General features: G+C 36.5%; 16 protein-coding genes. 5 read left to right on the forward strand and 11 right to left on the reverse strand.

Features of this window, described 5'->3' with window-relative positions:
* Positions 1-147: 147 nt before the first annotated feature.
* Both QWY86_RS00085 and QWY86_RS00090 read right to left on the reverse strand, forming a co-directional pair.
* On the reverse strand, positions 148-930 hold the full coding sequence (locus QWY86_RS00085) for a sigma-54 interaction domain-containing protein (protein WP_353958883.1): 783 nt from the start codon (positions 928-930) through the stop codon (positions 148-150).
* Between the two features lie 3 nt (positions 931-933).
* Positions 934-1,428, reverse strand: coding sequence for a GNAT family N-acetyltransferase (locus tag QWY86_RS00090; protein ID WP_290237337.1), 495 nt, complete (start codon positions 1,426-1,428; stop codon positions 934-936).
* A gap of 761 nt (positions 1,429-2,189) precedes the next feature.
* Between QWY86_RS00090 and QWY86_RS00095 the strand changes: the two genes are divergently transcribed.
* Entirely contained in the window at positions 2,190-2,321 is a 132-nt protein-coding gene (locus QWY86_RS00095) for a beta propeller repeat protein (RefSeq protein WP_290237339.1), read from the forward strand.
* A gap of 45 nt (positions 2,322-2,366) precedes the next feature.
* A complete protein-coding gene (locus QWY86_RS00100; protein WP_290237341.1) occupies positions 2,367-3,968 on the forward strand; it encodes a beta propeller repeat protein in 1,602 nt (533 codons plus the stop codon).
* A gap of 106 nt (positions 3,969-4,074) precedes the next feature.
* Here the strand turns inward: QWY86_RS00100 and QWY86_RS00105 are convergent, their stop codons facing one another.
* From QWY86_RS00105 to QWY86_RS00130, 6 genes are all read right to left on the reverse strand, one after another.
* The gene (locus QWY86_RS00105; RefSeq protein WP_290237343.1) at positions 4,075-5,325 is read right to left on the reverse strand and encodes an erythromycin esterase family protein; all 1,251 of its coding nucleotides are present in this window, start codon (positions 5,323-5,325) and stop codon (positions 4,075-4,077) included.
* Positions 5,326-5,911: 586 nt separating this feature from the next.
* On the reverse strand, positions 5,912-6,820 hold the full coding sequence (locus tag QWY86_RS00110; RefSeq protein ID WP_290237345.1) for a hypothetical protein: 909 nt from the start codon (positions 6,818-6,820) through the stop codon (positions 5,912-5,914).
* Between the two features lie 169 nt (positions 6,821-6,989).
* The gene (locus tag QWY86_RS00115; protein WP_290237348.1) at positions 6,990-7,439 is read right to left on the reverse strand and encodes a QcrA and Rieske domain-containing protein; all 450 of its coding nucleotides are present in this window, start codon (positions 7,437-7,439) and stop codon (positions 6,990-6,992) included.
* An 11-nt stretch (positions 7,440-7,450) separates the two neighbouring features.
* Positions 7,451-8,389: a DUF5777 family beta-barrel protein gene (locus QWY86_RS00120; RefSeq protein WP_290237349.1), complete on the reverse strand. Its 939-nt coding sequence runs from the start codon at positions 8,387-8,389 to the stop codon at positions 7,451-7,453.
* A 3-nt stretch (positions 8,390-8,392) separates the two neighbouring features.
* A complete protein-coding gene (locus QWY86_RS00125) occupies positions 8,393-8,953 on the reverse strand; it encodes a YceI family protein (protein ID WP_290237351.1) in 561 nt (186 codons plus the stop codon).
* Between the two features lie 71 nt (positions 8,954-9,024).
* On the reverse strand, positions 9,025-9,846 hold the full coding sequence (locus QWY86_RS00130) for a hypothetical protein (RefSeq protein WP_290237353.1): 822 nt from the start codon (positions 9,844-9,846) through the stop codon (positions 9,025-9,027).
* Between the two features lie 187 nt (positions 9,847-10,033).
* On the opposite strand from QWY86_RS00130, the gene QWY86_RS00135 reads away from it, so the two are divergent.
* From QWY86_RS00135 to QWY86_RS00145, 3 genes are all read left to right on the forward strand, one after another.
* Complete coding sequence (locus tag QWY86_RS00135; protein ID WP_290237355.1) at positions 10,034-10,654, forward strand: RNA polymerase sigma factor; 621 nt, start codon at positions 10,034-10,036, stop codon at positions 10,652-10,654.
* A complete protein-coding gene (locus QWY86_RS00140) occupies positions 10,654-11,826 on the forward strand; it encodes a hypothetical protein (RefSeq protein WP_290237357.1) in 1,173 nt (390 codons plus the stop codon). The genes QWY86_RS00135 and QWY86_RS00140 overlap by 1 nt, the downstream gene beginning before the upstream one ends.
* A 105-nt stretch (positions 11,827-11,931) precedes the next feature.
* Positions 11,932-12,582 carry a hypothetical protein gene (locus tag QWY86_RS00145; RefSeq protein WP_290237358.1) on the forward strand — a complete coding sequence of 217 codons (651 nt, stop codon included), beginning with the start codon at positions 11,932-11,934 and terminating at the stop codon, positions 12,580-12,582.
* A gap of 82 nt (positions 12,583-12,664) precedes the next feature.
* Here QWY86_RS00145 and QWY86_RS00150 read toward each other — a convergent pair whose 3' ends face one another.
* The 3 genes from QWY86_RS00150 to QWY86_RS00160 all read right to left on the reverse strand — a co-directional run bounded on the left by QWY86_RS00150 (position 12,665) and on the right by QWY86_RS00160 (position 18,736).
* Positions 12,665-14,422 carry a RagB/SusD family nutrient uptake outer membrane protein gene (locus QWY86_RS00150; RefSeq protein WP_290237360.1) on the reverse strand — a complete coding sequence of 586 codons (1,758 nt, stop codon included), beginning with the start codon at positions 14,420-14,422 and terminating at the stop codon, positions 12,665-12,667.
* A gap of 16 nt (positions 14,423-14,438) precedes the next feature.
* Entirely contained in the window at positions 14,439-17,465 is a 3,027-nt protein-coding gene (locus QWY86_RS00155; RefSeq protein ID WP_290237363.1) for a SusC/RagA family TonB-linked outer membrane protein, read from the reverse strand.
* A gap of 194 nt (positions 17,466-17,659) precedes the next feature.
* Positions 17,660-18,736, reverse strand: coding sequence for a phosphotransferase enzyme family protein (locus tag QWY86_RS00160; RefSeq protein WP_290237366.1), 1,077 nt, complete (start codon positions 18,734-18,736; stop codon positions 17,660-17,662).
* Between the last annotated feature and the right edge of the window lie 17 nt (positions 18,737-18,753).

An 18,753-nucleotide genomic window follows, 5' to 3' on the forward strand; every position in this document is an offset into this window, starting at 1 on the left:
AACTCCCATACCACAAAAACATAAATCAACTGCAAGCAATTGAAATACAATTACTTAACCCGAAAAAAAATAGGTACAGAAAAAACAGCATAAAAAAACCCTTCCATTTTGGAAGGGTCATTTTTCATTTTGAAAAAAATCGATTCATCAGTTCAGCTGATATTCTTCAAGTTTCCGATACAGTGTGGTCAGGCCAATGCCCAATACCCTTGATGCCTCGGTTTTGTTCCCGCCTGTATGCCGCAAAACCTTTTTGATATGCTGTCTTTCAACTGCCGCCATACTCATCCCCACATTATCCTTTTCCAGGTTGTGAAATTCAAAAGGCAAAAGGTCCGCTGTAACAATATTGCCATCGGCCAGAATGACCACCCGTTCCATTATGTTTTTCAATTCCCTGATATTTCCTTTCCAAGGGTAGTTGATAATCAGGTTAATAAAGTCCTTATCCATGATCATTTCGCTTCGGTTTACCTTAATGGCAAATTCATCTAAATAATATTTGGCAATGGGAACGATATCTGAGCGCCGCTGTGCCAATGATGGCAATTCCAGAGAAAATACTGATAAGCGGTAATAAAGATCTGAGCGAAAAGTGCCTTTTTCTGCATCCTCTTTTAACGCTCTATTGGTCGCGGCAATGATGCGCACATTGACCTTGCTGGTTTTGGTATCACCAATTTTTATAAAAGTCTGGCTTTCCAATACCCTGAGTAATTTGGCTTGTAAATCAATATTCATTTCCCCGATTTCATCCAGAAAAAGCGTTCCTTCATTAGCCTCTTCGAGCAAGCCCTTTTTATCTTTAGAAGCGCCCGTAAAGGCCCCCTCTTTGTATCCGAAAAGTTCGCTCTCTAAAAGTTCGGGATTGAAACCACTGCAATTTAAGGCGACAAATGGCTTGAGCGACCGATCGCTCGCGTGATGGATGGCCTAAAATTCGGTCTGTTCGTAAACGAGTGGTTGTGCGTTTATAAAATAATCTGGATCGAAAAGCATGGCCGTGCAAAGACAATTGCATTTTCCTTTACGCTGGAGAATATCATAGTTTACACACGATTTACAGCCCTCCCAAAACTGCTCATCGTGGGTGATTTCCGCAAAACTTACCGGTAGAAAACCCAGTTTTGAGTTCATACGCATGATGGCTGGTCCGGAAGTGATACTGAAAATTTTAGCATCGGGATATAAACGTCTGGAAAGCTTAAAAATCCTGTTCTTAATGGCTCTGGCCACTCCGGAATTTCTGAACTTTGGTGCTACGATAAGCCCAGAGTTGGATACAAAACGATCATTCTCCCAGCATTCCAAATAGGAAAAACCTACCCATTCTCCATTGCTGGTCAGCGCAACCACCGCCTTTCCGCCAAGGATCTTACTTTCGACCGATTCAAAGCTACGGCGTGAGATTCCACTGCCCCTGGCCAATGCACTCTGGTAAGTCTCCTCGATGATCTCGTTTATAAATTTAATATCCCGCTCATCGGCTATTCGTATAAATATAATCTGGTTATCCATTATCTTAAAATTTCATGCCATGGCCGTTACAAAGGGAATGCCTAAGCCATGAGAAATTACAATTATGCCGCTCAGAGGCAAAAAAGGCATACATTTTTTTCTGTTGAGAAAAATTTCGTTCAATATCACTGCACCAAAATGAAAAGGAAAGTTTTCATTTTGGAAGGTTGCATAGCGGCAAACTGTACAAAACAAAAAACCAATTCTTCGGAATCGCAAATGGCACAGGTTTGGTATTAGAAATCCAAAAAACAAAAAATGTTAACCGTAGAAAAAATTGGAGACACTTCCATGTATTCCCTGAAGTAAGTACTCGATAATATTATATTTTATAACAGAAATGGACCAGGGCGAACAGAATTTCGGTATTAATGGGCAAAAGATTTTAGGAAAAACCTGGTCAGCGACCTTCAGCGAGAATTTGAAAGGGTGGTTTATTTATATGTACCAATCACAGCAAAACATGTAATTAATGATAAATCAATCTTACAAAAACGCAATACTAACTTTTGTAACAATTCCTCAACACTAAAATATTAGGCTATATTTGATTTTAATCATAAAATATCTTAATATATATCAAAATGATCAAAAGCCTTTTAATGATATCCTTCATGTTTTTAATTGGTTGTCAAAATAAAAAAGCTAGCCTAAACTCAAAATGGGAAAAAATGGAAAGTCCACTTGCCTCATCAATAAGAAGCCTAGCAGAAGCAGATGATCATATCCTTTACGTTGCTACTACTTCGGGTATTTTCAAATCAAACGATGGTGGCAAAAATTGGAAAAGTTGCGGGTTATAAGGAAAGGTAGTTGACCAAATTATCGTTACAAGCTCTGGTACGCTCTTGGCTGGTGTGTATCGTTCTGGTTTATATCGATCAGATGATAAGGGTATAAATTGGTCATTGATAGGATTTGATAAAAATGTTTATTTATACTCTATAATACAAAATATAGAAAACCAACTTTTTTTAACAGCAGCATTTATTGGCGAAGGCAATAACAATAATATTGCTACTGGAGTATTTAAGTCTGATGACGATGGAAGGTCATGGTCCCAAACTTCCTTTAAAAAGTTGGATCCAATTAATCTAAGCCAAACAAGCAAAGGAATTTTAATTGTTTCTACAAAAAAAGCTTCATATATTTCTAAAAACAAAGGGAAGAATTGGCTGCTGGCAGGAAAAGGTCTCCCTACCCATATTCCTATATCTGGGGTGGTAGAATTCAATAATTTGCTGTTTGCATCACTTGGCGATCGTCAAGAAGAAAGTGGAAAAGTTCGAGGAGGCATATACTTTTCAAGAGATGATGGTTTAACTTGGTATCGAAGTGATAAGGGCATTGATACAAATTCACCAATCAGTTCGATTTTACTTCAAGACACAAGTCTTTACGCATCAGCAGGGTACGAACAAATAAATGGGGAAGTTGGTGTTTACAAATCTGTAGATAAAGGAAAGACATGGGTAATGGAAGAACTAAATGGGCAAATATGTAGATTCATAATGAGAATTAAGAGTGGTCAACTTGTTGTAGGAACGAATGGTAGAAGTCTGTATTTTTCAGATAAAATTGGAAATAAATTCTCACAAGTCGGGAATGGAATAGACAACTGGGAAACTTTCAGAATTACAGGAGGCACATCCAATATTTTTGCAAGCGGCAATGGAATTTGGAAATTTTCCTTGAGCTCAAAACATTGGAAGCTGATACGAAAAGATGGGGGTACCGATGTTGCCACGACCTCAAACGGTAACTTATTAATTTTCGAAAAAAATAAAATTTTAATCTCTGATGATGAAGGTAAAACTTGGCGTGGTGTAAAAGATATAAAAGGTGATTATGCAATCTTCAAACACCTCTCTGAAAAAATAATTGTTGTCAGTATAAGTAATAATGGCACTTGGTCTTCCATAGATAATGGTAAAACATGGAAGAAATATATTTTAAACGGTTATACGAATTTTTCCACGCGTACTGCTGCATTGAATAGTCAACAGACTTTAATTATTAGTGGAAATAATGGCTCACCCTTCACATTAAGATCTAAAAATAAAAGTACATTCTTTAAGAGAGTCAAATCTTTAGATTCTTTGGAGATTTGGGATTTTGCGACCACCAAAGATGTCATTTATGCGGGAACATATGCTCATGGGGTATATAAATCCATAGATGATGGATTAACTTGGTCGGCAACCAACAATGGATTGAAAGTAAAAAATGAATATGTTACAGTAACCTCAATCACTCCAATAAATTTTAAAATCATCATTTGTACTACTTTGGATAAAGGAATTTTTATAACTAAAGATGGAGGCAAAAACTGGAATCCATATACTGAAGGATTAAAAGACGAAAATTTTTGGACATTATTTTACGACCCTTTCAAAAGGATAATATATACAGCGTGCCCATCAGGCATATACAAAAGAAAAATTCAATAATACCCAAAAAAAAGAGCTAGATTTTTAATACTAAAAGCTTATTTAATATAAGTTTTGTCTCAAAAAACGAATGTATCCTCAGTAGCTGATTCAGAAATAAATATTTCTAGAAATTTAAAGCATTTGTAGATTTAAGAAAAATTAAACCGTCAAAAGTTTCATCTTGCACAATGGCCCTGGATGTATTTTCATCATCAAGTTTTGAAACGGAAAACGTTGCACCGATTTGACGCGTGGAGATAGACTTTTGTAACCATGATAAAACATCCGGATTTTGTTCAGAGCTCTTGAAATCCAACAGAAAATTATCCTTATCCAATTTATTAAAAGTGTATTCGATATATTTTTTATCGTTTTGTTCAACATAAAAGGTTTTTAATTGCTTAGTGTCCCGATCAGCAGCAGTTACATTTCCACGATAGAAACTCGTTCCTAATGCATAATAAAAAGCGCCATACGTCTTATTAAGCTCACTCCCCAAGCTTACGCCAGATGAATTATGGTTTTTCCTTATGTGGAGGTTATGGGCCAAGAGTATGGTATTGCACGCTTTATTTTGTTTATATATTCGTGTAAAGTTTTCAGCCATTGTTTTATCCCTAAACTCAGACTGGTCTTTTCCGGGGCCGATTATTTTGTGATTCACTCTTTGCACAATGGTGTGTAATCCATTTAAGATAGTTTCTGACTCTTTCGATTCCTGGATTCTTAAATTAATTTGTACTTTTAAAGTATTAAGATTTTCCAGTTCATTTTTAGAAAACTTTGTTTTTGAGTAATCTGCCAGAAGTTTCAAACCTTCTTTTTCATCCAAAGTCAACGGGTTTTTCAGTACAGTTTTGCCCACAAGTAGATCATAGATAATCATTGGAGCCTGCATATCACATCCATAAAACTTTATTTTATTTTCCTCAGGTTTGTTCTGATTGTAAGCTTTGAGCCATTCTACAGTTGCAATGAAATCCTTATTGTTGAACATCCAGAATCCCATAGCTTTGAGGGCAGTCTGAACTGATCCTTTTCCTTCGCAGATATATTCATTCATTGGTAACGTACTTGAATAATCGCATTCAAGCACAATCAGTTTATAATTGAGGTTTTCTACAAGGTTCTTAATTAATGATAATCTCAGGTCAATAAAATCTTTTGTTCCGTGCGTTGCCTCTCCGATGCCTATAACTTTATTTCCAATTAAGACTTTACCTAAAGATTCTTTACTGATGGTATAACCCTGACTATTATTTGAATCAATAGCGATTATTTCATTGTTTAGTTCATTAATTAAGTTTTTTTGGGCCAAAGCAGAAAAGCTGGTTGATATAAATAAAACTACTAGTACGGTCAAATTATTGAGCATAATGAGGAGATTGGTTCCTCGCTAACCTAGCAAAAAAATAATAATTTAAGAGCCCTAATCATCTTAAAATGTTGTCAGCACCCCTACACATCCGCAATACTATACTAGCCTATGGATTTCCGATGGGAAAATAAGATTGTTAATTTAGATATTGCCTCAAAAAACGCACATTATTTTCATGTTTAAGATAATTAGCAACTTTCGCCAATTCCTCAAATTAGTAATGAAAAAATTCAAAATTTGTCCATTAACGGCTACTGATTAAAAGCTCATCAAAAGATGGGCTTTTTTAGTTTAAAATTCAATATTCTTTCGCTAATCATAATCATGGTCTATGAAACCAAAAACTGCAAATCTACCTGGTTTTTAATTACGATTTGTTAACCCTTTGGTGCAGATTTGTTAACCCCTGCTTAACCCTTTCTATACCCATTGGTAACCCATTCGTAACCCTTTGGTAACCCATTCATAACCCTTTGGTAACCCCTTGCTTACTTAAAAGGTTAAGAAACCCTTAACAAGTACACTCCAAATGGTAAGGCAATATGAAATCAATCTGCTTGTAGGGAAAATCCAGTAATAAGGCTTACAAAGTAACTTTTGGAATATCATACCGATAAATCACAGCATTTTTCCCTTCGCTGATGCAATAGTAAGCTTTTCCATCCGGTGTGAAACCAATGGCCTCCCCTTGCGGTTCCATCTTATAGGGAAGTATTGTAGGTTTTCCCTTCAAGGTTTGGGCAATTGATTCTTTACCATTTCGCAGCCAATAATAAACGGCTGTATAGGTTTTTAGAATGATTTGCCGTCCATCACGAGATATATCTCCTGAAACTACATACTTGAACAGACCTCTGCCCGGGAGGAAAAGACTGCCCTGCTTTTTCATCGTAACAGTATCTTTGTTTTTGAAATTGAGGGATGCTGAATATATTCCGACGGTGTCCTGTCGTTTAGATACGATGATTAATTCTTTCGATATGGGATCGACCATTAAAGTTTCTGCATCTTGCGGACCATTGGGATATTTTAAATGAACGGCTTCACTTTCGATCTGCATTTTACCGGAATACTTGCCCGGTTCTGGAAACCTATAGACTGTAATGTATGGGCGGTTATTCGCATTGTCTCCAATATCGCCGAGATAGATATACCTTTTAGTTGTTACAGGGCCAGGGCCAATGGCAATATCTTCACAATCCGTTACACCTAAATGCTTTTTTGAAGCATGAGCTTTGAAATACAATGTTGATATTAAACTACCTTTAGCATTGATGGCAAAAAATCTGGAAGTATCTCCACTATCATTATGCACAAAGAATAAATTGTCGTTTAAAATTGATATGCCGGATATTTCGCTAAGATCAGCAGAAATTATTTTAGCCGGTGTATTTTGTGCAAATGTAAAGCGACTAAAACATATTAGCAGCAAAGTTAAAGTTGAAATTCTGGCAGGCATACATACAGTCAATCTATCTTTGTAAAAGTTCATTGCGGTTTTAGGGTTTGATATTTCGATAGCGAATTTGAACATCCTTTTTCTTACTATCAAGGGGGATGACAAATTAATGTTTACGAACAAAAAAAGAGCCTGATTTTGCATCAGGCTCTGTTGGATTCAAAATAATTAAAATTACCCATCACATTTGGCATTCGACAAATTATGCATTTGCTGTTAAGGTGGTTCCATCAAGGCTTAACGAATAAACTTTTAATGCTGCAGTTGTACCACCATCATTCGGCTGAGCCAAAATTGCACCGCCGGTGGTATACCTCGCACTGTGCAAATTACATTGTATGTAATTACTGGCTTGAATAAAACCAAGTGACCCACCTTGATGAGGGCAAACGGCCTGCGTTGCTACGAATGAAGTTGCTGCATTACCAGTTGCTGTGCGTATAAAGAGTATGCCACCAACTACTATAGATGCACCTACCGTTAATAATTGTGTAGAGAGGTTAACGCTTGCGCCGCCTGCTGGAGGCGTTACACCGCTCGGTCCGTTTGGCTGTGGGTCGTTACTTTTACTACCGCAACCAGCAAAGCAACTACCTGTGCAAACTAAGGCAACCCCTAAACCAAGAGATTTGATAAATTCGTTACGTTCCATTTTTTTTAGTTTTAGTATATGTTAGATTGAATGTTTTTATTCTTTGATTTATAAAGGGTAAAATTTCTGGAGATTGTAAAACCAAAGCGAACGCCTCCATTTGTCCATGATTTTTTAGTATCAGGAATGAAGCTGTTCTCAGAGATATATTCTGAATTCATAAAATTTAATGAAAATACATGGCCTCCTGTTTCAATTTCTAAACCAACGCCTAGAGGGTTATAAAATTTTTGCACTAATGTTTTAGGGCGATTTAAGCCATTCACAAGAGTATAATCGGCCACAAACGATAACCTTTTGGTTAATTTTATCCGCCCAGCGAAACCTAAACTGAACAAGCCTTCTGGGTCGTTTATTTCAACTGTATTTTTTCTTAACAGTAAGGCTGGCGCCAATTGTAAAGAAATTCTATCGGTTACTCTTCTTGAAATTAATGGTTGTAAAAAGTACGAAAAGCGATTACCGTAAGAAGCAAATTCAGTGGTAGCAAAAGGTTTTCGGGTTATCCATGCCATTTGAGCTAAAAAAGTAACATTTAAAGGGAAATTTTGGCCCGAACCTGAGTTTTGCTCAGCAATTTTATATTTAATAAAACCATTGTATAATTCATCATGCTTACTTCTACCTACACTTACGGTTAATTTATTAGTAATGCCATAATCAAAACCAATAAATAAATCGGAGGCAACATCTAAGCCGTAAAGGGTATGGCCACTTCCAAATTCACCGCCAATATCTCCGAAATGATGACGAATCCGCATATCCAAATCATGCGCCTTTTGTGTTTCTGTAGAATGAGAAAGTACAATTCTGGTCGATTTGAATGTAGAACTACTTTTTTTTGAGGTGGTAGTATCTGCTATTGTTTTCAATAGTGAATCTGCCGATTGGCCAAAAAGCGCAGTGCTTAATACCAAAAAAACGAGGATAATTGTAAAGTACTTGAACATTTTTTAGGGTTTATGAGTTAGGTTTCCATTCACTTTTACATTAATAACTTTAGCAATTTTTGTAAAAACAAGGGTTGGGATTTCGATATTATGGTCGGTGCATGCCACATCAAAATTTGCCGATATATTTGCTTGTTTATTTTTGACGATAATTTTTACAGGAATGCTTCTTGCTTTAGATTGCCCATGAATAGTTAAAGTTCCTTTGGCAACCGCACTATATTCCCCGTCATTTTTCCAATTTATATTTGGGTTTATTTTGCCTTTAAAAGATGCGGAAGGATACTTATTGCTTTCGAGATAATTTTCGTTAAAATGCTCCTGCATCAGTTTTTTTTCAAATTCGAAACTTTTTATTGCCACCTGAAAAGCAAAATCGCCTGTTGTAGCCACAACAACCGCTGCAGTTTTACTGCTTGATGCTTTAATATCTTCTATCGGTGTTTCTGAATAAAAAGATGTTGTTACATTGGATGCAAGGTAACTCTGTGCATTGACCGCCAAACATCTTAAAATAATAAAGGCAAGCAATACAGCTGCAATTACAAGTTTATTTACTTTCATGGTTATTTAATTTAATTACCAATGCATTTGAAAAAGGATACTCAAAACATTTTACAGAACAAAGCCACAGATTATGGTGCTGGTGCAACCGTTGTTGTTAAGGTTAACACCGGCCAAAAACCGGGTGCTGCCCCAACGCTAACACCTTTATTACTTCCTCTTACCAAATCTTGTCCGAAATAATAAAGTGGCCAGCCTTTATAAGTCATTTGTTTCTTTCCATATACATCTGTAACACCAATTAAATCCTTTGTAATAATTGATGGTAAACTTTTTAATTCTGCCTCATAAACCGGCCAAACGGTATTGTTACTTAAATCTGCTTTTGTAAAAGTGTTTTTATTGTTTTTATCAGGAGAAAAGGCATATAAGGTTCTGCCCATAGCATCGGTAAAATAACGGGTGTTGCCTGTACCTTCTACATAAGCTGAAGTATACATTTTTCCATTTAAACCGGTAAGTTGCATGTTGGCTAACATTAAAGAATAATCTGGCTTTGCTACAAACCAAATTCCGCCTATACCATCGCCTTTTACATCCGCAGCGGCTATATCGCTGGCATAATAATAAAGTGGATAACCTTTGTAAGTACTTTGTTTTCTTCCATCAGGTCTCGTAATTTCGCCAACCTGTGTTTTATCGAGATTAACATCTGTACTCACATCTGAAGCATAATATAGTGGCCAAGTGGCCTCACAACCGCCAGTACAATTGGCTGTACCACCCACATCTGAAGAGAAAAAATAAAGACTTTTGCCGGCTTTATCGGTTAGTATTGTTCCAAATTTAGCATCACTTGCTAATTGAATTCCTTTTTTCTCCACCATCGGTTCTTCATTAACCGTTTTCTTACAGGCAGAAATAAATAGCAAAACAAGGCAGCTAGTGGCCATTAGATTTTTTTTGAAGTCCATCATAACGTTTTAGTTTAAGGTTTGTAACTTTATTATCAGCATTACGTGGCAGCAACAAACAAGGTTGCCCAAACCAAAAAATATATCTTTAAGATTTTTTTTAAAAAAATGTGTGCAGGCAACCTTTACAAAAGAATCGCCGTATATCGTATTGAAAGGAGAATAAGTGAGCAAAAAGCTTAACAGCGAAGATTTACTGAATAGGCATATACAGGGTTGCATTAGAAATGAAAGAGATAGCCAGAAAGCGCTATATCAACACTTCTATAGCTTTGCTATGGGTATTTGTTTGCGTTATGCCAACAACAGGCTTGATGCTGCTGGAATACTAAACGAAGGTTTTTTTAAAGTTTTTAAAAATATTGTCCATTACGATCCTAATAAAGCGTTTTTACCTTGGATAGGAAAAATAATTACCAATACAGCAATTGATTTCTACCGTGCTAATTTGAAATTTGCTGCTCATGTAGAGCTCGATTCTATGGAAGCGTTAGCACCTGTTAGTTTACTAAACGACAGATTAGCATACGAAGATTTATTAAAGGTAATTCAATTGCTTAGTCCGGCATATCGCACTGTTTTTAACTTATTTGCTATAGATGGTTTTACACATGAGGAAATAGCTGAGATGCTAAACATTTCTGTCGGCACATCAAAATCAAACTTATTTAAGGCTAGAATAAAATTACAAGAACTATTAAAAACATTTGAAGAAACAAATCTAAGTGATTGGAAAACCAGCGAGAATACGCCGGTGATACAAATAGGGTTAAACACCAATATTTAATGAAAGAGGAAAAAGATATAGATACGTTATTTAAGGAGGGGCTTAAAAATCCGGAGATTCGGTTTGACGAGATGCACTGGGCTGCAATGGATAAAAAGCTGAATAAGGAAGGTAGGCGTAGTATCAGTCCGATTTTTTGGATAAGTACGATTGCGGCAATAGCAGCCATTTTAACAATCGTTTTTTTACTGAATAAACCTGATCAGAAACTTAGCGAGCAAACTGCTTTACAGCAAAAATGGAATAATGGAGCTAAAAGCCAAAAAGCTAAATCCTCAAAAATCCCTCATTTGAGCAATGATTTATCCGAAAGAAAAAATTCTGAAATAAAAATAATTGATGCAGTAAGAAATGGTTTGGATTATAAAAATAAAACCCAACTCAATCCTGTTCTCAGAAATGAACAAGTAACTGATTCTACAAGCGAATCGACTGATATTAAATTACTCGCCGATATAAAAAGTCAAAAATTAGCAGCTGGAAAAACTAACGTTGATTATAAGCTACAGAAAATAAAAACAGAAATAGGTTTTAAAAAATCAGCCATTTCATCGATTAACAAAACTGTTAACAAGCCGTCGCTTTCCTTAACCTTCAGCGTTGCTCCTGATTTAACCAGCGTAAAAGGCTCTAGTCAAAGCAGTTTAAGTGGCGGTATAGGTGTAGGAATCTCTTTATCTTTGAACAATAAATTAAGCATTAGCAGTGGCTTAGCATATGCCAAAAAACTTTACAATTCTGATTTTAGCCTTTATAAGCCAAACTCTAACTATGTTTTTAAAAACCAACCACTAAACATATACGCCAATTGCGATGTACTGGATATTCCGATTAATGTAAATTATAAAGTTTTAGGCAACAGTAGGAGCAGTTTAATCGTAACCACTGGATTATCAAGCTATTTGATGCTAAAGGAAAGATATAATTATACTTACGAGAATGAGTATACAAGTGGTCCGAAATCATACCAGGTTCACAACCAAAACAACCATTTGCTTGGTGTAGCCAATGTAGGTGTAACCTTTCAACACAAAATTAACAATAAATTCGCCGTAGGGATTAGCCCATTCATGAAAATTCCTCTAACCGAAATTGGTTATGGAAATTCTAAATTATCATCAGCTGGTGTCGCGGTTTCTTTGAATATGATGGATGTATTTAAAAAGAAATAGCTGGCAATAATTAAAAACTGAACAAAATTATTACAAATTACAAGAGGTACTAACGTTTAATTTGAAAGGTATTTTATTTAAATTTAACATTCTAATCATCTACATATGCTAAAATTAAATCTACTCATCGTATTGGTTATCTTTTGTTTAACCGTACAAGCGCAACAAGCCCGTGATTTCAAGTACGGCCATTATTACACTTCCAACGGACAAAAAATGGAAGGCTTTTTATTTGTTCCTTCTTCTTTAAATTCGATAGTTTTTAAGAAAGATAATGAAACAGAGAAACAAACCATTGCTTTGGATAAAATACAATCTGTTGTATTATCTGGTGGAAGAGATAGTTTAGTGGTTAAAACCGAAAATAATAAAGCAAATAAACTTTATTTAGGAAGTATAGCTGCGTTAACCCCAACATCAAAATTTTATAGAAAATTTAATATTTATACAACTGCTGGTTCTGGAAGCGCAAGCATGAGTGCTGCTCCAACTATGCATGCTTCGGGCGGAAGGCCAATTTTTTCTAATACAAATTCCTTTTCAAACAGCGGAGGAAAGACTTCAATAGATGAAACTTTTATGTATGAAGAAGGGAATACAACTTATGAGTTAACCAAGAAAAATTATATCGACGTTCTGAGTAAAGCCTTTGCTGATAATCAGGTTTTAACTAAACAATTTCAATCTAAATATTTAGGTTTTGATGATTTAGCTATGATTTTTCAAAAATATAATGAAGATAAAAAATCTAATTAGTACTTATTATAAGCAAAAGGGTAATTAAAGTTTAATACCTAAAAAAAGAGCAGGCATTGTTGCCTGCTCTTTTTTTAACCTCTTATTGATATCCAGGATTCTGACCGAATTCTGCTCCATTCAACAAAGCATTTAATTCGGTTAAAGGCACTGGCCTTAATCGATGAAAGGCTTGTACCGCTGTAATATCCGGATTTGCAGATTTGATACGGGCCACAAACTGCTCGCCTGTTAATGTACGTTTTAAATCAAACCATCTTATTTGCTCACCACAAAGTTCTCTTGCACGCTCATCTAAAATGAAATCTATACCACCGCCTTGTACTGCAGCAGCTGTTGTTTGCATAGCCGCAGTTTGATTAACAGGTGTTTTAACTGCTGCACGTGTACGCAATACGTTTAACTGAGTTGCTGCTGCGCCGTAATTTCCAAGTTGAAATTCTGCCTCTGCAGAAATTAAATACATTTCTCCCAAGCGCATCACAATCACATCATTAAAACCAGGCTGAGAATTTGGAACAGTCCTGTTATTATCTAAAAACTTTTTTAAAGCAACAAAATCTGTTAGCGATTTAATGGTGCCATTAGCGTTGTACAAATCATCTCTATCTACAACTACATAAGGCTTTGTTGCTTTGTCGGCAACAATATTTTTAGTAATCTGTAAAGAAAGTCCGGTTCCACTAACAACGGTTGCACCAACAACGCTGGCGGCTTTACCATAAGTAGCAGCCTGAGCGGCAGTCCACGTAAATGCTGTTGAGCCACTTGTTGTAGAATTTGCCAACCAGTTTTCCTGAAAGCTTGCTGCGTAACGGGCATCAATTTGCTCATTAAAAAGATCTAAAAGAAAACGAGTTGGTTGCAAGCGGCGTTGTCCATCAAACCCGTATGGAATGCTTTGAACTAAACCAGGTTTATTGCTGTATTGCGTTAAGTACCAGGCATGTAATCTGTTTGCATTCCCATCATAATCAATTGCCGTATTTGTAGAATTACTGATGATGTATAATGCTTCCTTGTTATTTTTATTATTTGCCGGATTCCAAAGTTCAGCAGGACTTGCCCATAAATCAGTTCCAATCTCAGCTTTGCGTGTAATTACTTCGTTTGCAGTATTTCGTGCAAGGGTAAAATATTCTGTGCGTTCTGTTCCGGTTGCATAATATGCCCTTGATAAATATGCTCTGGCTAAAAAACCAAGTGCGGCCTTTTTTGATGCACGACTATATTCAGCACCCCAGAAAGAAGAAACCGGTAGGTTATCTGCAGCAAATTTTAAATCACTAATTATTAAATCGTAAAAAGCACTTACCGGACTCCGTGTTGCGGTTAATTCTACTGTTGTTGTTTCCTGCGTACGTAAATTAACACCACCCCACTGCTCTACAATATGCCAGTAATAAAATCCACGGAGAAATCTTAATTCTCCTAAACGGCGGTTTTTTTCTGCCACGTCGGTAAAACCAGCACTTTCTATGCGATTTATTCCGGCGTTGCACAGGTTTACAGCTCTGTAAAATAACCTGAAAACTGCTAAAGAAGAACTTGGTGTTGCACCAGATAAACCTTCATAACGTGTAAGCTGATTTGCATAGTTGGCCTTATTTGCGTTAAACCATAAATCAGTTCCACCTTCTGAAACCAATAAACCATCTTCTTTACCGTACCAGGCACGCTGCTCCTGATAAGCGCCGTTAACAGCTGTAACAAACCCTTGTGGTGTTGTCCAGGTTGCATCAGCAGTTGCACCACCCGGATTTACCTCATCCAGGCGTTTTTCGCAAGAAACTAAACAGGCTGATAAAAGCGCTGCGAACAAAAATATATTCCTTTTCATGATAATTTCTTAAATGTTATAAATCTAAATTGAAACCAAATACAAACTGGCGGCTCAATGGTGATGATTCTGCACCGCCACGCTCCGGATCGTAATCTCTCAGTAATTTATTTTTTGAATACGTAAAGATGTTTGAACCTGTTGCATAAGCTCTTAACGAACCTATTTTCAATTTATCAGTAATGCTTTTTGGTAAGGTGTAACCTAACTGTATGTTCTTAATTTTAAAGAATGAGCCATCGATATACAATAACGACTGGTATTGATTTGGGTAAATGCTTGATAGACCGTTACCCTGACGAGGGCGAGGGAAATCATTAGAAGGGTTATTGATGGTCCAATAATCAAAGTTATCCGGTCCGTTGGCTACACCGCCCGGATTGTATCTCCCAACAAATTCTGCCTTAACGGTTTGCCCATATCTTGCGATTAAGAAAATACTTAGATCCAGGTTTTTATACCTGAAATTATTTTGCAAGCCACCAAACCATTTTGGCTGAATACCACCAATAATTTGTCTATCATTTGTAGGATCAAGGATACCATCTCCGTTTACATCTTCCAATTTGATGTCTCCAAATCTAAAAGCCTGTCCAGCTAAGCTTAAAGCACCTGGGTTTTCGTTTAATTGCCAAATTCCTAACTTTTTGTAGGTATAAAACACTTTAACCTGCGAGCCTATAAATAGTGAATTCTCTTCCGGATTATTCGAGGCTACAATATTTCTTCCATCAATTAGAGCTGTAATTCTTTCTTTGTTACGAGAAAAGGTTGCAGTTGTGCTCCATGTAAAATGTTTAGTTTGGAAATTAACAGTTGTTAAACTTGCGTTGATACCGCTGTTTAGTGTTGCACCAATATTTTGCGTGATGGTACTTTGTCCGCTTGTTAGTGGAAGCCCTCTGCTTAAGATAATATCTGTTGTTTTAGTACGATACAATTCAAGTGAACCAGAAATTCGGTTGTTGAACAAACCAATGTCTAATCCAGTATTTAAGGTTGCCGAACGTTCCCAACCTAGATCGGGGTTGGCTACTGCACCACTAAAACCAAATGCAGGCACCGGTACTTCGCCAAAACCCATGGGTACCGTTGTTATTAAACTTTGAGAACCATAAGGAGAAACACTGCCCGAATTACCCGCAGCACCGTAACTTGCCCTCAACTTTAAATTGCTAATTTGTTTAAGGTTTTTCATGAAAGCCTCGCTGCTGATTACCCAACCAACAGATGCTGATGCAAAATCATCCCACTTTCTGCCTGGCGCAAGAACCGAAGCACCATCCCAGCGTTGGGTTGCCTGGAAAAGATATTTACCATCATAGCTATAATTTAATCGCCCTGCAAAAGCCAATAAATCGAACCTTGTAAAGCCCGAAGTTGTAACCCTGCTTGATGCTTCAGTACCAAAAAGATTGTTGAAACCTTGTGAAGGCAATACCTGTCTAATCCCTGTTGCAGAATTTACATCGGCGTCGCTGTGGATATAGCTTGATAATGCCGTTACGGTAAAATTGTGTTTATTTATCGATTTATTATAAGTGATAACATTATCCCAGTTGTAGTATCTTCCATTATTATTGGTAAGCGAGGCTGATGCATACCTTACCGTATTTTGGGCATTTGAAAATTGATCGTTAAATACTCCTCTTCTACTGTTGCTAAGTACCGTACCAAAATTCATCCGGTAGGTTAAACCTTTTATTGGCGTTAGTTCTGCAAAACCCGTTGCGTTTACTTCAGTTCCTAAGTTTTCATCAATCGCGGCGCCTGGTCTTTCATCTGTTAGCGGACTCAAAGCCGTATTACCCGTTGCAAAACCGCCCATCGGAAAGATATTGATGCTTCCATCTGCATTATAAGGTGTACCAAATGGTAGAGCCGTTAAAGCAGCAGATAATGGATCCCGGCGGGCATTGGTTTTACTGTAAGCTAACTGACCAGTAATACCTGCCTTAAACCAATTATTCACTTTGTGTTCGATATTATAACGAAAGTTGTACCGGTTATAATCATTATTTCTAAGCGCACCTTCTTCGTTAAAATAACCTAATGAGAATAATGCTTTAGTTGCTTCAGAACCACCTCTTATAGAAACCGTATGACTTTGTTGTCTACCATTTTGGATAGCCAAATCCATCCAGTTTACAAATGCACCTGCCTGAATGGCTGCTAATTCGCCTGCGCCATTAAATATTTGCGCATCAGTTTGCGTAATTACGCCTGCATCATTTCTAAAAGATTCTCTCCTTAGGGTTAAATAATCTTCACCCTGGCGTGGTGTTGGAAATGCAGTTTCACCATTAATACCGTAATAGCCATTATAAGAAATTTTTGGTTTTCCTGATGTTCCCTTTTTTGTAGTGATGATAACCACACCATTTGCACCTTGCGAACCGTAAATTGCTGTTGAAGATGCATCTTGTAATACATCAATAGTTTCGATATCGTTCGGGTTGATGTTATTGATACTGCCGCCATTCTGAACACCATCTATAACATATAAAGGCGATGGGTTATTGGAAATTGAACGTGTTCCCCTTATCTGAATGTTTACACCAGCACCTGCACTACCGCTACTTCGGGTAATATCAACTCCTGCAGCTCTACCCTGTATTGCTTCTATAGCATTATGTGTGGGTGCTTTCACAATATCAGCAGCTTTTACTGAGGCCACGGCTCCGGTTAAATCTCTACGTTTAATGGTTCCGAAACCGACAACAACAACTTCATCTAAATCATTCGTCTGCGAAACCATGTTAACTTTTATGTTCTGATCCGTAGGTTGAATAACAATAGACTGATCTATGTATCCCACATATCTAATGACCAATGTGTATGCTTTATCGCTAGTAACATCAATTGTAAATTTACCATTAACATCACTAATGGCTTTTGCATCAGCACCAGTAACAGAAATATTTGCACCAGGAATTGTAGTTGTAGTGCCCGACTCAAAGATTGTTCCACTGAGTTTTCGGGTTTGCGCCTGTACAGTAAAAACTGCCAGCAATAGCATGCAAGCGAGGTAAAGTCTGTTCATATTTATATTTGGTTTTTTAGTTTAACCTTAATTAACATTATAAACGTTAATTAAACGCTTATCAAATATAAAAACAATATTTATTAGTGCACAACATATCTTATTCCAAACAAGAGTAAAATTTATGTTGTAAAACAAAAAGCCACGTTTCCGTAGCTTTGAGTATTAATTATTTGGGATGTGAATTTCCTTGATTAAGACGTTATTTCTAAAACTTTAGTCCTGTTATCTATAATATCATTAAAAATTGGTTCGCTTTCTGTGTATTTATTTAAAAGGAAGATTTGATTTTCTGCTCTGTTTAGATTATGCCTTGGATTAGTAATTTTATAATAAACATCTCCAGATAAAAAATCGGTTAAGAAACGAATGGCTTGCATAAAAATCATGAACTTACCACTGTAAATAAAAAGTTGCTTTTCTGATGTATTTAAAATTTTATCCATTTCTTCCATGTAGCCTTTATAAATAGCGGCAAACATTTCAGGTCTGATTTTAATATTATCGAAATCTAACTCTTCTTCATTTGATGGAGAAAGGTAAGTTCGCATCATATCGCCCACATCGCTAATAAAAAAACCTGGCATAACCGTATCTAAATCTATAACACAAATACCACGTCCGTTATCTTTATCTAAGAGTACGTTGCTAATTTTAGTATCATGATGAATTACCCTTACCGTTAATTCTTGATTTTCTGTAACCCGATTGAAGATATTTACGATGTAGAAATGCCTATCTATCTCTTTTATTGCCCATTCAGCAGCATCTAACCTTTGTTTGCTAGCTATAGATAACGCATGTTGATATTGAGTTACCCTGAAAGGCAGATTATGAAAATCCTGAATAGAAATTTTTAGTTTTTCGGGATTGAATGCTTCTAGCATACGCGTAAACTTACCGAATTGTTTTGCCGCATGATAAGCCTGATCTGCATGTTGAACCTCATCAATAGTTATTGAGTTGGCTACGTATGGAAAAAGCCTGTAAGCATTTCCGTTAAACTCTAAAACAGAATCGCCATTATTAGTTTGCACGGGGCCGACAAAAAAATACTTTGGAGCTACCCTATCCAGATAATGCTTAATCATCAGAATATTATCCGATATATCCTTTGGTGTAGAAAACACATGGGTATTTATCTTTTGAAGAATATAATCTCCAGCAGGAGATGAAATTTTCCATGTATTATTAATCAAACCGCTCCCGAAAGGTTTGTAACTGGCATCTGTTTCATCCAATCCAAACCTTTCCAATACTTCTTCAATCATATAACTTACTAAATCTA

This window comes from Pedobacter aquatilis, assembly GCF_030409415.1.
Lineage (GTDB): Bacteria > Bacteroidota > Bacteroidia > Sphingobacteriales > Sphingobacteriaceae > Pedobacter > Pedobacter aquatilis.

Bases quoted from the DNA above. Each gene is read 5' to 3' on its own strand.
- QWY86_RS00155 (WP_290237363.1), bottom strand. From the start codon at position 17,465: ATGAACAGACTTTACCTCGCTTGCATGCTATTGCTGGCAGTTTTTACT.
- QWY86_RS00095 (WP_290237339.1), top strand. From the start codon at position 2,190: ATGGAAAGTCCACTTGCCTCATCAATAAGAAGCCTAGCAGAAGCAGAT.
- QWY86_RS00125 (WP_290237351.1), bottom strand. From the start codon at position 8,953: ATGAAAGTAAATAAACTTGTAATTGCAGCTGTATTGCTTGCCTTTATT.
- QWY86_RS00145 (WP_290237358.1), top strand. From the start codon at position 11,932: ATGCTAAAATTAAATCTACTCATCGTATTGGTTATCTTTTGTTTAACC.
- QWY86_RS00115 (WP_290237348.1), bottom strand. From the start codon at position 7,439: ATGGAACGTAACGAATTTATCAAATCTCTTGGTTTAGGGGTTGCCTTA.
- QWY86_RS00130 (WP_290237353.1), bottom strand. From the start codon at position 9,846: ATGGCCACTAGCTGCCTTGTTTTGCTATTTATTTCTGCCTGTAAGAAA.
- QWY86_RS00120 (WP_290237349.1), bottom strand. From the start codon at position 8,389: ATGTTCAAGTACTTTACAATTATCCTCGTTTTTTTGGTATTAAGCACT.
- QWY86_RS00140 (WP_290237357.1), top strand. From the start codon at position 10,654: ATGAAAGAGGAAAAAGATATAGATACGTTATTTAAGGAGGGGCTTAAA.
- QWY86_RS00105 (WP_290237343.1), bottom strand. From the start codon at position 5,325: ATGCTCAATAATTTGACCGTACTAGTAGTTTTATTTATATCAACCAGC.
- QWY86_RS00160 (WP_290237366.1), bottom strand. From the start codon at position 18,736: ATGATTGAAGAAGTATTGGAAAGGTTTGGATTGGATGAAACAGATGCC.
- QWY86_RS00150 (WP_290237360.1), bottom strand. From the start codon at position 14,422: ATGAAAAGGAATATATTTTTGTTCGCAGCGCTTTTATCAGCCTGTTTA.
- QWY86_RS00110 (WP_290237345.1), bottom strand. From the start codon at position 6,820: ATGAACTTTTACAAAGATAGATTGACTGTATGTATGCCTGCCAGAATT.